This is a genomic window from Acidobacteriota bacterium, from assembly GCA_019347945.1.
Classification (GTDB): Bacteria; Acidobacteriota; Thermoanaerobaculia; order Gp7-AA8; family JAHWKK01; genus JAHWKK01.
On sequence record JAHWKK010000006.1, the window covers coordinates 1 to 13,865 of the forward strand.

Here is a 13,865-nt window from a genome sequence, read left to right on the forward strand (position 1 = left end):
CCAACCCCCAAGGCACCCCACCCCCGCCTTCTCCCCTCTCCGTGGGGTGCCAGGGGCACCCGCGCCCCCCGGCTTCTCGGGCGCCGGCCCAATCGCGGGGGGGGGGGGGGGGTACTCACTTTGAAACTAACCCCGGGGGTCCGGGCCGACCCCCGTTGGTCGGGTTTGTAATGTCCTTTTCCCCCCCCCGACCCCGCCCCCTTCAATGGGGCGGCGATCGGCTCGCCGCCCCACGTTTGAATGAACCGAGATCCAGGTCAGGAATCCCCTCTGCGTTGCCGGTCACCGTGGCGCTTCGCTCGCTTCTCCGCGAGCGCGTCCCACTTCTCCTGCTGCTCGGGTGTCAGCACCGCCCGGAGGCCGGTCTTCAACGACGCGCGCATCGTTTCGAGCTGTGAGCGGAGAGCCTTGTTGTCGATTTGCAGCTGGCCGATTGCTTCGGCGTCTGCTGAATCCGATTCCAGTTCCGCCTTCAACGCCTCGCGATTCGCCTTCATCGCTTCGTGGATGGGCTCAGCCGACGCGCTGAACGCTTCGTGAAGCCTCGTCCAGGCGGCCTGCTGATCGGCGGTGAGGTCGAGTGCCCTCGTCATCCGCTCCACCATGCGGGTTTTCGTTTCACCCCTGGTCCTGCCATGCCGCCCTTCCCCGTGGCCTGCGATCGCGACGCTCGAGAACGCCATGACGATGACTGCTGCTGCTACGGTGAGTCTCCGATTGCTCATCTGTACCTCCACGTCTGGTTGTTTGAAATGCCGGAAACGACGCTCGTTTCTGATGAATGGACGCGTTCCGGCTCCAGACGTTTACGCGATGCCGGGCTGTTTCAGTTTCCTGACTTCAGCATCCGCACCACATCCTTCATCAGGTGCGCGCGGTTCCGGTCGAGAACGAGGATGCCGTCATCCGTCTCGATGACGACCACCCGATCTACGCCGGCTACGACGATCGGTTTCGTCGAAGAACGCTTCACGATAGTGTCGATCGACTCGACCAGATGCGCATCCTCGTCGGATTCGATCAGCTCGGCGAGCGCATCCCACGACCCGAGATCCGACCAGCCCGCGCTGACCGATACCGCTGCGACCTGGGAAGCCTGCTCCATCAGCGCGTAATCGATCGAAATGTCCGGCATCTCGAGATAGCGTTCGATCGGAGCGCCCGAGGCCAGTGCAGCCGCGATCCCGGCGATCCGGGGAGCTGCCGCTTCGAGCTCGCGCCTGAACGAGTCGTACCGCCAGACGAAGATTCCGGCGTTCCAGCGATACGAGCCGGATTCGACCAGCCGGGCCGCGGTCTCCGCATCGGGTTTCTCCACGAACCGGACGACCTCCCTGGCCTCGTCTCCGATCCGGCTTCCGAGCTCGAGATAGCCGTACTCGGTGCTCGGAGCGGTCGGCTCGACGGCGAGCGTGACCAGACTCGAGCTCGATTCCGCCAGATCGAAGGCAGTCGAAAGGGCGTCGCTGAAGGCATCCTCCCCGGCCACGAAATGATCCGAGGGGAAGACTCCGGTGATGTGGTTCTCGCCAAGCTCGGCTCTGAGCATCTCGGCGGCGTATGCGATCGCGGGAGCGGTATTTCTGCGGGCGGGCTCGGTCACAACCAGGGAAGGGTCGAGGCCGAGATCTTCAATCACCCGTGGTGCGTAGCGTTCGGACGTGGCAATTCGGATCAGCGAAGGATCGACGACCCTGGCGATCCTCTCCCAGGTCATCCGGAGGAGCGATCTTCCATCGCCCAGTGTCAGAAACTGTTTCGGTCTCTCGTCGGTGCTCAGCGGCCACAGACGCGTCCCGCCGCCTCCGGCGAGAATGATTGCGGCGCGCTTCAGGACGCCTCCGTTTCCGGTTTGACGCCGATCACGACGAGACTCAGACCCTCCGGAGGATCATCCGGTTCGAGTCTGCGAAGGATGGGAACGGCTGCATCGAACATCTTCGACTGGGCGAGAGGAAGGGTCCGGGCACCGGAGTTCATCCGCCAGCCGATTCGTCCGGTAACGTTGTGGTAGGCGGCGTTCTCGATCTCGAAGCCCGCTTCCTGCATCATCTCGATCAGCGCGCCCTTTTCGTACCGCCGGCGGTGACCGACGGACTCGTCGAGACGCCCGAAGAGCGACGGGTCCGCCGGGACGTAGACGACGAGCTTCCCTCCAGGCTCGAGAAGATCGAACGCGTTCCGCAGAAGGGCGGCATCGTCCTCGTGATGCTCGAGCACGTTGACCGCGAGCACGGTGTCGAGCCGGAGCTCGCGCAAGGCTGCCGCATTGTCCGGGGCGGAGAGATCGAGGCGGCGAACCATGATCCCCGGGCTGCGCCTGAATCGATTCATCAGCCGGTCCACGTACCCAGTCTCCCGATCGGTTGCAACGACGAGCTCACGGCCGTAGAGCAGCTGCGTGAGACTTCCGGTTCCGGCGCCGAGCTCGAGCACTCTCTGTCCGACGTAAGGGGAGATTCGATCCCAGATCCACCGGGTATAGCGTCTCAACCCTTCCAGCCGCCGCACCGATACGTAAGTCCGCGGCTCGCTGTCCGGGTCGACGAAGAGACCGTACTTCAGGATCGACCACAGCGCGCTGACCCCATCCTTCCAGTTGATCTTCTTTCCTTCCCAGTAGTCGCGTCCGTGGTAGGAGATCGGTACCTCGTAAATGCGGTATCCCCGGCGCGCAAGCTTCGCCGTGACCTCCGGCTCGAACCCGAACCGGTCCGAGCGGAGGTGGATCGACTGGATGACCTCGCGTCGGAAGACCTTGTAGCAGGTTTCCATGTCGGTGAGCGTGAGGTTCGTCGTCACGTTCGACAGGGCCGTGAGTAGCTTGTTCCCGAGCGTGTGCCAGTAGAGCATCACGCGCCTCGGATACCCCTCGAATCTCGAACCGTAAACGACGTCCGCGTGGCCATCGAGGATCGGTTTGATCAGTTTCGGATACTCCTCCGGGTCGTATTCGAGATCGGCGTCCTGGATGACGATGAGCTGCCCCTTCGCCACAGCGATGCCGCGGCGAATGGCCGCACCCTTTCCTCGGTTCGACTCCTGCCGGATGTGCTGCAGCTCCGGCCACTTCGCAGCAAGATCCGCAACGACGTCCAACGAGCCGTCGGTGGAGCAATCATCGATCGCAATGATCTCCTTGTCGATATCGACTGCCCGGACACGGCGAAGAAGCTCGGCCACGGTGGCCCGCTCGTTGTACACGGGAACGATCACCGTGAGCATGGGTCCCGATGGATCGCTCACGCGGCGTATTCTACAGAGGCTTCGGGGGATGAGGCCGAAACCGCGAGCGCTCCTGCTTCTGTTACGATCCCGCACGATGAAGAGCTCACTGGTCCTCCTCTCGATTCTGCTCACCGGGTGCACCTCAATGAAAACAGAAGACATCGATCGCCGGATCGACCGTATTCTCGACGAAAGCGCGGCCGAACGGGTCGGCATCTCCTTCTACGATTTTCGCGACGGTACCGTCTGGGAGCACAATGCCGACGAGCTCTTTCACGCGGCGAGCACGATGAAAGTGCCCGTCATGATGGGCATCTTCAGGGCGGCCGAGCAGGGGGAGCTGTCCCTCGATCAGATGATCCCCGTGCACAACGAGTTCATCAGCATCTACGACGGTTCCACGTTCGCGAGCGGAGCGGACGAGGACTCCGATATCGAGCTCTACGATCACATCGGCTCGACGATGTCGGTTGAAGAGCTGACGAGACGGATGATCGTCCGAAGCTCGAACCTCGCGACCAATATCCTGATCCAACGGATCGGTGCCGAGCGCGTCACCTCGATGATTCGCGAGGCCGGTGGCCACCGGATGGAAGTACTTCGCGGAGTTCAGGATCTCGCAGCATATGAAGCGGGCATGAACAACACCGCTACGGCCCATGATCTGATGGTCGTCCTTCGAAAGATCGCGGAGAGCGCTGAGGCCCAGAGCGACGGGCCGGCCGACCGGATGGTTCGGATCCTCGAAGCGCAGGAATTCAACGAGGGGATCCCGGCGGGATTGCCGGAAGGAACCAGGGTTGCGCACAAGACCGGCTCGATCACCGAGATCTATCACGACGCCGCCATCGTCTATCCGGAGGGGGAACGCCCCTGGATACTGGTCGTCCTGACCGGCGGAACCTCAGATGCGGAGGCCTCGAAGACTGTTCGCGAGATCGCGACGGCATTCCACCAGTGGCGGAAGCGTTGAGGTGAATGCTGCCCGGCCCGCCCGTTGCCACGGAATCCAAAACGATTCGCTCCGGAGGTTGAATGTTATGGTGAAATGGCCCGCATGAATACGCGTCCCGTCGGACGAGTCCTCATCGTCCTTTTCACACTCTTTCCGATGATCCTCCAGGCGCAGGAGATGCCTCCTACGCCCGTCCGCGTCACGCCTGCGCAGCAGCATTCGCTGAAGCGAACGATCGAGCTGAGCGGCGTGGTCGAGAGCCGGGGCAGCAGCGTGCTGGCCAGCGAGATCGGGGGGATCGTCGAGGAGCTTTTCGCACGAGAAGGGGAGCAGGTGCGGGCGGGAACACCCATCGTCAGGCTCCGGAGCGAGGATCTGCGGCTTCGACTCGAATCCGCCCGGGCAGAGTTCGAGGAAGCGCGTGCGCGACTCGATCTCGCCGAAACGAGTTACGAGCGGATGAAGGGACTTTTCGACGATCAGGTGGCGAGCCGCCAGCAGCTCGACAACGCAACTAGTGAGCGGGCGGCCTGGGCCGGCCGGGTCGCCAGGACCGAGGCCGAGGTCAAGCGCCTGGAACGCGATCTGGCGAGGACCGTCGTCAGGGCGCCATTCACGGCGGTGGTGATCGAGGAACGGGTAGGGGTCGGCGAGTTCGTCAACGCCGGCGGACCTGTCGCGGAGGTCATCGACGTCACCAACCTCGACGTGACCGTCGAGGTTCCCGAACGGTACTTCGCGGAGATCTCGCGGGGGAGCGCCGCGCGCGTCGAGATTCCGTCGCTCGGACGTTTCGAGACGGGGGGCTCGGTGCGTGCGATCATTCCGCGAACGACATCCAATGCACGGACGTTCCCGGTCAAGGTGGCCATCAGCGGTGGCAGGATCGGGATCGGCATGCTCGCAACCGTCCACATCTCACTCGGTCAGCCGAAACCCTCGGTCATCGTTCCGAAGGACGCGATCGTCCGTCAGGGAAACGCTCAGACCATCTTCGTCGTCGACGACGACAACACCGTCAGACGTGTCCCCGTCACTACATCGGAGTCTACCGGGTCGTGGATCGCGGTCGACGGGGACGTCGTTCCGGGCGATCCGGTGATCACGCGAGGCAATGAACGAATAAGGCCCGGCCAGAAGGTCACGCCGGCGATTCTCGAGTACCCAGCGCCATGAATCCGATCCAGGCAGCAATCCGCTATCCCGTCACGACCTCCGTCGTGATGATTCTCCTCGTTCTTTTCGGCGTGATTTCGCTGACCCGCATCCCTGTTCAGATGACGCCGACGGTCGAGGAGCCGCAGATCAGCGTGTCGACGTTCTGGCCGGGAGCCAGTCCGAACGAGATCGAGCGTGAGATCATCGATGAGCAGGAAGATCAGCTCAAGAGCATCGAGGGAGTCGTCCGGATGGAGTCCTCGAGCCGGGATTCCCGCGGATCGATCACTCTGACCTTCCAGCCGGGAACCGACGTTGATGCCTCGCTTCTGAAGGTTTCCAACGCGCTCGATCAGGTTCCGTCCTATCCGGTCGACGCGGACAAGCCGGTCATCCAGGTCGTAGGAGAGAATTTCAACGCGATCGCCTGGTTCATCCTTCTTCCCGCGGAAGAGAACCCGTACGAAGGAACTGTTCCGGACCTGCTGACCTTCGTCGAGGAGTCCGTCAAGCCGGAGTTCGAGCGGGTTCCCGGTGTCGGAGCGATCAATGTCTTCGGCGGTCAGGAGAACGAGATGCAGGTGATCGTCGATGCGGGAGCACTCGCATCGCGACAGATCACGATTCCCGAACTGATGCGGGCAATCGACCGGGAGAACCGGGATTTCTCGGCCGGCGACTTCACCGAGGGGAAAAGGCGCTACGTGGTCCGAACGGTTGGAGAGTACGGATCCCCCGGAGAGATCGAAGAGGTCATCGTCGCGATTCGAAACGGTGTCCCGATCCAGGTCCGCGACGTCGCGCGGGTCGAGCTGAGTCACTCGAAGCCGATCGCGAGGGCGTTTTACTTCGGCGAACCGATGATCGCATTCAACGCGGTCCGCGAGTCGGGAGCCAACGTACTCGAGGTGATGGAGGGTCTGAAGCAGACGATGGGAGAGGTCGAGGCCGATCTGCTGGCGCCCCGGGGCCTTCGGCTCGTGCAGGCCTACGACGAGACGACCTACATTCATTCGGCGATCGACCTGGTCAAGTCGAGCCTTCTGATCGGTGCCTTCCTCGCGATCGTCGTGCTGCTTCTCTATCTGCGAAGCCGGACGAGCACCCTGATCGTCGCCATCGCGATTCCGATCAGCATCGTCGGAACCTTCCTGATCATGTATGCCGCGGGCCGGTCGATCAACGTCATCAGTCTCGCCGGAATGGCATTCGCCGTGGGAATGGTGGTCGACAATTCGATCGTCGTCCTCGAGAACATCTACAGGCACCGAGAAATGGGGAAGCACCGCTCTCGAGCCGCGCTCGATGGTGCGAAGGAGGTCTGGGGTGCCGTTCTCGCCTCGACGCTCACGACGATCGCCGTATTTCTGCCGATCTTCTTCATTCAGGACGAGGCCGGGCAGCTCTTCAGAGACATTGCCATCGCCATCTCGGCGGCCGTCTTCCTCAGCATGCTCGTTTCGATCTCGGTGATCCCGACGCTTTCCGCCCGAATTCTCGGAACGGCCGGGTCGACCGGTTCCGAGCGCTCATTCCGCAATCTCTGGGGATTTTCGCCCCGATTTGCTTCCGTCCCTGGCTGGATCACCGGCAGAGTCGACTGGATCCTCGAGTCGACGAAACGGAAGATCGCCGTAGTCCTCGTCTTCACGCTCAGCGCGCTGGCCCTGAGCTACATCCTGACACCTAAGGTCGAATATCTCCCGACGGGAAACCGGAATCTTCTCTTCGGCATCATCCTGCCGAATCCAGGACACAGCCTCGAGGAAAATACCGAGCTTCGAAATCTCTACGTCGAGGAACTGCAGCATCTCTGGAAGGCGCCCCCGGAAGAGTCGGTGGATCTTCCCGGCGGGGGGATCGCCGGCTGGTTTTACGTCGCGTTGAACGACCGCGTCTTCATGGGAGCGCGATCGCGCGACGACCGTCGAGCTCGAGAGCTCCTCGCCGAGTTCCAGCGAGTCAATGCGAAGGTTCCCGGAGCAATCGCCTTCATGTCGCAATCGAGTCTGTTTCAGCGAGGGTTCGGCCAGGGGCGCAACATCGAAGTCGAGATCGTCGGTCCCGATCTCGAGCGCCTGATGGAGATCGGCGGTGAAGTGTTCGCCAGCGTCGATCAGGTTCTGCCGGGATCGCAGGCGCGCCCGATTCCCGGACTCGATCTCGGAAATCCGGAGATTCAGGTCCGGACCGACCGACGGCGAGCCGCCGAAGCGGGGATGACTCACGCGGACCTCGCGGCGACCGTCAACGCACTGGTGGACGGAGCGCGCGCGAGCGATTACCGTTATCAGGGACAGCAGATCGACCTCCGCGTGATCGGCGAGACCCAGCAGATGGAGCGAACACACCTGATCGAACAGATCCCGCTCTCGACTCCGGACGGCGATCTCGTGACCGTCGGTTCGGTCGCTGAGGTCGAGCTCGTCAACGGACCAGCCGAGATCGCGCATCGCGAACGGCAACGGTCGGTGACGATCGCGATCACACCGCCCGAGGAAATGCCGCTGCAGGAAGCGATGGAGCTGGTGGAAACCAGGATTCTCGATCCGATCCGCGATCGCGGTGAGCTCGGCGGACTCTATCGGGCCCGCATGTCGGGAACCGCGGACAAGCTCACGCAGACCTGGCAGGCCCTGATCTGGAACTTCATCCTCGCCGTGTTGATCACCTATCTCCTGATGGCAGCACTCTTCGAGAACTTTCTCTATCCCTTCGTCATCCTCTTCACTGTCCCGCTCGCCGCGCTCGGCGGTTTTCTCGGTCTCGGGTTGATGAACCTCTTCCGGTATCAGGCGCTCGACATCCTGACGATGCTCGGGTTCGTCATTCTCGTCGGTACGGTGGTGAACAACGCCATCCTCATCGTTCATCAGACCCTCAACTACATCCGTGACGCGGGGATGGACATTCGCAGCGCCATCACCGAATCGGTGCGAACCCGTGTCCGGCCAATCTTCATGAGCGTGACGACGAGCGTCTTCGCGATGCTGCCGCTGGTTCTTTTCCCGGGCGCCGGCTCGGAGCTCTACCGGGGACTCGGGAGCGTGGTGGTCGGCGGTCTCGTCGTCTCCTCCGCGTTCACTCTCTTCCTTATTCCGGCATTGCTGAGCCTGACCATGGAAGCCCGCGAAGCATTCGCCCGGCGGTTCCAGGGAGAGGAGTCGTCCGCCGTCGCATGATGCCTTCGGGCATATAGACTCGCGGCGCCATGGCGCGCTATGCCGAAATCGCCATTCCGGTCCCGGTGAGGAGCCTGTTCACGTACCGGGTTCCCGAGGAGCTGGAAAGCGAGCTCGTTCCCGGGCATCGCGTCGAAGTGCCGTGGGGGAAGGGTCTCACCACCGGCTTCGTCGTGAAGCTGGCGGACGAAACCGCGGTCGAGGCGAACAAACTGAAGTCCATCACGTCGATACTCGACGATGAAGAACCGTCGATCCTTCCCGAGATCCGCGAGGTTTGCGAGTTCGCCGCAAGCTACTATCTGGCACCCCCCGGAGAAGTCTTTCGCGCCGCGGTTCCCGCGAACATGGCGAGCCGGGGAAAGCGCATCCTGCGACTCGCCCGTAATCTCGACGAGACGGCTCCCGCGCTGGTTTCCGGCTCGCTTTCAGACGAAGACGTCGAACTTCTCGCGCAGCTCGGAGGAAAGGGTCGCGACGCGCGGCCGATGATGCGACGGGACCCCTCTCTCCGGTCACGGATTGCGCGACTCGAGCGGGACGGGTGGATCTCCGCCGAGGAAGAGCTTCATGATTCCAGCGGCGTGCGATGGGAGCAGTGGGTGATGCTCACAGACCGAGAAGTCCAACCGACCAGCACACAGCAGGAGCACGTTCTTCGGCTGCTCGAAGGGACCGGCGGGGAGGCGCCCAAACGCGCGATCCTCGACGCCGGCGGAAGCTCCTCCGCGATCCAGACCCTGATGAAGAAGGGGAAGCTCGTCGGCGACAGAAGGCCGGCTGAGGCCGACATCGACCTGCTGTCGATGGCCGCAACCTCGAAAGGGGACCTCGCTCTGAACCGGGGGCAGCTCGAAGCGATCGCGACCGTCACCGATTCCCTCGGATCATTTCATCCGTTCCTTCTGCAGGGTGTGACCGGCAGCGGCAAGACCGAGGTGTACATCGAGATCATGCGCGAGGCGGTGCGTCGCGGCCGCAAGGCGATCCTGATGGTCCCCGAGATCGCCCTCACCCCGGCCGTGGCTGCGAGACTGCGCGAGCGATTCGGCGACCGGATCGCCATTCTGCACAGCAACCTCACGCCTGGCGAACGGTGGGATCAATGGAGGCGGGCGAGAAGAGGGGAGACCGACGTTTCGGTCGGTCCGCGCTCGGCTCTGTTCACCCCTTTCGAAGATCTCGGCGTGATCATCGTCGACGAAGAGGGAGACGGCGCGTACAAGCAGGATGAAACGCCCCGATACAACGCGAGAGACCTCGCGGTGGTACGTGCCCGCGCATCGAAATGCCCCGTCATCCTCGGTTCTGCCACTCCTTCGCTCGAGAGCAGATACAACGTCGAACAGGGTCGTTACACGCATCTGACGCTTCCCGCCCGGATCGGTGCAAGCCAGCTCCCCGAAATCGAAATCGTCGATCTGCGGAACGAAAGAGCGGAGAAGGGCGACAAGGGGATGGTGATCTTCTCCGAACCTCTGAAGAATGAGATGACCCGGGTGCTTCTCGAGGGACAACAGATCATCATCCTGATCAATCGCCGCGGCTACGCCCCCTTTCTTCTCTGCCGCGAATGCGAGAATGACTTTCGTTGCGCGAACTGTTCGGTCACGCGCACGGTCCATCGCCGCGATGGCCAGCTCGTCTGCCATTACTGCGGCTACAGGACGGCGATTCCCGCTGCTTGCTACGAATGCGGCGGCGAAGTGCTCCAGCCGATCGGCTTCGGAACCGAGAAGGTCGAAGAGCGCTTCATGCGCGATTTCCCGGAGGTACCCGCCGCGGTTCTCGACCGCGACTCGGTGAGACGAAAGGGCTCGCTGCTGAGGATTCTTCGCGATTTCAGAGACGGCCGGACCCGCGTACTGATCGGAACGCAGATCGTGAGCAAGGGTCACGACTTTCCGGGAGTCACTCTGACCGGAGTCCTCAACGCAGACTCGGTGCTCGGGTATCCCGATTTCAGGTCGGCCGAGAAGACCTTCTACCTCCTGACTCAGGTGGCCGGAAGGTCGGGACGAGGGGAGGATGCGGGGAGGGTCATGATCCAGACGGCGTGGCCACATCACCACGCGATCCAGTCGGCGATCAGCCAGGATTACGAGGCCTTTTATGCGTCCGAGATCGAGTTTCGATCGCGCTTTCACTATCCGCCGATCACCGGTCTCATTGCCATCAGGCTGAGAGGTAACGAGCAGCCGGCGGTCGAGCGCACCGCCAGAAGGATCGGGGACCGTCTCGAACGTTTTCTCGGCTCGGTCGAAGACGCACGAATGCAGGGACCCGCTCCGGCGCCGCTCGAGCGGCTGAAGGGGATGTGGCGCTACCAGATCCTGGTTCGATCGCGGCAGAAGGGGATGTTGCGCTCCGCAGTGGACCGCGCATTGACCGACGCGGAAGTATCTCCGGGCGTCGAAGTCACCATCGACGTCGATCCTTTGAATATCCTATAGGGCATGAAAAGCGAAAAAAGCTCCATCTTCGTCTTCCGCCCCGGCACTGCCGGCCTCCTTCTCGCTCTTCTCTGCTGTGTGGCGTCTTGCGCGACCGGACCTGCACGCGAGGTCCATGACTGGGACCTTCTTCTCACCAACGGGAGGATCGTCGACGGAACCGGAGCCCCCTGGTTCCGCGGCGACGTTGCGATCAGAGGCGACTCGATCGTCGCGGTCGGGACGCTCGACCGGAAGCGCGCAGCCGAGGTCGTCGACGTAGGCGATCGGGTCGTGGCACCCGGATTCATCGATCTTCTCGGCTGGTCGCACTTTCCTGCACTCGTCGAGCCGGCGCTCGAAGGAAAGATCCGGCAGGGAGTAACCACGGAGGCGACGGGGGAGGGGAGGTCGCCCGGTCCGATCGACGACGCGATGGCAGCCCGCTGGCGAGGTGTCGGCGGAGAGGATCCGGTCGAGTTTCGAACGCTCGGGGACTTCATGGCGCTCATCGAGTCGAGAGGAACTGCCCTCAACTTCGCCTTTTTCGTCGGTGCGACCAACCCCCGAGAGATCGTCCTCGGACTGAACGACGTCCAGCCGGATGAAGAACAGATGAGGCGGATGGAAGCGATCGTCGATCAGGCGATGCGGGAAGGAGCGATCGGAATCTCGACTTCGCTCATCTACGTACCGGCGAGGTACGCGACGACCGAAGAGCTCATCCGTCTCGCTCGCGTCGCTTCGTCATGGGGTGGCGTCTACTTCACTCACATGCGAAGCGAAGACGACGGCATACTCGAAGCCGTCGACGAGACTGTGAGGATCAGCCGTGAAGCTGCGATTCCCGCCAACATCTGGCATCTGAAGGTGGCCGATCGGAATGCTGCAGGACGGATGACGATCGTTCTCGAGAAGATCGAGGAGGCGCGAAGGGACGGCGTCGACATCGCGGCGAACCTCTATCCCTACTCCGCTTCATCGACCGGACTCGATCTGCTGGCACCGAGCTGGGCGCTCGAGGGAGGTTATGACGCTTTTCTCGAGCGGCTGGCCGATCCGGAGCTCCGTGCCCGCATCATCGAGGAGATCCGCGGACCGGGGCGGTATCAGCGGATCGGCGGAGCCTCGGGGGTGATCGTCAGCAGCATCGGCAACCCCGAGATGAAGCACCTCGAGCCGATGTACCTTTCGGAGATTGCCGAACAGCTCGGGATGGATCCCGTCGACGCTCTCATCCATATTTTCGAGAACAACCGGAGCGCCCCGCAGGCGATCTACTTCGCGATGAACGAACAGGACATGAAGGAAGCTCTTCGGCGTCCGTGGGTCTCGGTGGGAGCCGACTCCGGATCGGTCGTCGCCTCGAGGCGAACCTCGGGAGCGCATCCCCGTGCGTACGGAACGTTTCCCCGGGTCGTCGGGAGGTTCGTGAGGGAAGAGGGGCTGCTCACTCTCGAGGATGCCGTGCGTAAGGTGACCTCGCAGGCGGCCACCAGAATCGGCGTGCACGACCGGGGAGTCATCCGCCCGGGGATGAAGGCGGACGTGGTGGTTTTCGATCCCGACCGGCTCGAGGACATCTCGACCTTCGAGGATCCACATCATTATTCGGTCGGAATCGACCATGTGATCGTGAACGGCATTTTCGTACTGCGCGATGCGGCGATGACGGGAAGCCTGCCGGGGCGCGTTCTCCGCGGGCCCGGATACCGGAGATGAGGATCGGCGATCTCCCGACCCCTGCCTTTCTGGTCGACCGCGAACGGGTGGCGAACAACTGCGAGCGGATGCGGAAGAGGGCGACGGAATGGGGCGTGACCCTGCGCCCGCACGTCAAGACGCACAAGACGATCGAGGGCGCGCGGATGCAGCTCGGCGCACCATCGGGGCCGATCACCGTCTCGACACTCGCGGAAGCCGAGTTTTTCGCCAGCGAAGGGTTCACTGACATTACGTGGGCTGTGCCGGTCGTGCCGGCTAAGATCGGTCGGGCAATCCGAATCGGGAAGGGGATCGAGCGACTATCGCTGGTGATCGATCATGCCGACATGGTGCGCGAGCTCGAGGCCGCCGGCCGGCGGGAGGCGTACACGATTCCGGTCTTCATCGAAATTGATTGTGGCGATCACAGGACCGGGATCGAGCCCGGCGAAGAAGCGGTGGCGCTTGCGCGAAGGGTCGCGGACGCCTCGAATCTCGAGTTTCGCGGTCTTCTGACCCACGCCGGTCACTCCTATCAGGCGAAAGGGGGCGGAGAAATCCATTCGATCACCGAGCAGGAGCACAGGAGCGTACGCGCCATGGCGGACGAACTGATCGCGGAGGGGATCGACGTGCCGGTGGTGAGCGCGGGCTCAACGCCGACGACGACGGTGGGTCTGCACAACGGAGGAGTGACCGAGATTCGTCCGGGTAACTACGTTTTCTTCGACGCTTTTCAGGCCGCCCTCGGATCCTGCACTCTCGATCACTGCGCTGTATCCGTCCTCGCCACGGTCATCGGATGCTATCCCGGCCGGAGCTCGATCGTGATCGATGCGGGAGCGATCGCGCTCTCCAAGGACCGCGGCGCCGTACATCTCGGCGGCGACCCGGGCTATGGAATCGTTTGTGATGAAGAGGGGCGGGTATTGGAGGAGCTCCACCTGCACACGCTTTCCCAGGAGCACGGCGAGATTGCGACGGAGAGCGCTGGCTCGTTCGCGATCGGAACGAAGGTTAGAATCATTCCGAATCACTCGTGTCTAACGGCCGCGCAGTTCGAGATCTATGAGATCGTGGAGGGAGCCGAGGTGGTGGACCGGTGGAAACCGGTCAATCGGTGGTGAGGAGCAGAACCTGACGAAGGTTGGTGGTGAGGAGCAGCGAATGAGCGAACAATACGACCATGTCGATTCGGAAGCGGAA

General features: G+C 62.7%; 9 protein-coding genes. 6 read left to right on the forward strand and 3 right to left on the reverse strand.

Going from position 1 to position 13,865, the window contains the following annotated elements:
* Window positions 1-257 precede the first annotated feature (257 nt).
* The 3 genes from KY459_05260 to KY459_05270 form a co-directional block, all read right to left on the reverse strand.
* The gene (locus KY459_05260; GenBank protein MBW3564111.1) at window positions 258-725 is read right to left on the reverse strand and encodes a Spy/CpxP family protein refolding chaperone; all 468 of its coding nucleotides are present in this window, start codon (window positions 723-725) and stop codon (window positions 258-260) included.
* A gap of 101 nt (window positions 726-826) precedes the next feature.
* Complete coding sequence (locus KY459_05265; protein MBW3564112.1) at window positions 827-1,834, reverse strand: mannose-1-phosphate guanylyltransferase; 1,008 nt, start codon at window positions 1,832-1,834, stop codon at window positions 827-829.
* Complete coding sequence (locus tag KY459_05270; protein MBW3564113.1) at window positions 1,831-3,246, reverse strand: glycosyltransferase; 1,416 nt, start codon at window positions 3,244-3,246, stop codon at window positions 1,831-1,833. Before KY459_05270 ends, KY459_05265 begins: the two co-directional genes overlap by 4 nt.
* A gap of 76 nt (window positions 3,247-3,322) precedes the next feature.
* On the opposite strand from KY459_05270, the gene KY459_05275 reads away from it, so the two are divergent.
* From KY459_05275 to KY459_05300, 6 genes are all read left to right on the forward strand, one after another.
* Window positions 3,323-4,201 (forward strand): class A beta-lactamase-related serine hydrolase, encoded by an 879-nt coding sequence (locus tag KY459_05275; GenBank protein MBW3564114.1) that lies wholly within the window; start codon window positions 3,323-3,325, stop codon window positions 4,199-4,201.
* Between the two features lie 84 nt (window positions 4,202-4,285).
* On the forward strand, window positions 4,286-5,359 hold the full coding sequence (locus tag KY459_05280) for an efflux RND transporter periplasmic adaptor subunit (protein ID MBW3564115.1): 1,074 nt from the start codon (window positions 4,286-4,288) through the stop codon (window positions 5,357-5,359).
* On the forward strand, window positions 5,356-8,523 hold the full coding sequence (locus KY459_05285) for an efflux RND transporter permease subunit (GenBank protein ID MBW3564116.1): 3,168 nt from the start codon (window positions 5,356-5,358) through the stop codon (window positions 8,521-8,523). The genes KY459_05280 and KY459_05285 overlap by 4 nt, the downstream gene beginning before the upstream one ends.
* A 29-nt stretch (window positions 8,524-8,552) precedes the next feature.
* Window positions 8,553-10,976 (forward strand): primosomal protein N', encoded by a 2,424-nt coding sequence (gene priA, locus KY459_05290; GenBank protein ID MBW3564117.1) that lies wholly within the window; start codon window positions 8,553-8,555, stop codon window positions 10,974-10,976.
* A gap of 3 nt (window positions 10,977-10,979) precedes the next feature.
* Complete coding sequence (locus tag KY459_05295) at window positions 10,980-12,677, forward strand: D-aminoacylase (GenBank protein MBW3564118.1); 1,698 nt, start codon at window positions 10,980-10,982, stop codon at window positions 12,675-12,677.
* On the forward strand, window positions 12,674-13,786 hold the full coding sequence (locus KY459_05300; GenBank protein ID MBW3564119.1) for an alanine racemase: 1,113 nt from the start codon (window positions 12,674-12,676) through the stop codon (window positions 13,784-13,786). Before KY459_05295 ends, KY459_05300 begins: the two co-directional genes overlap by 4 nt.
* Window positions 13,787-13,865 lie beyond the last annotated feature (79 nt).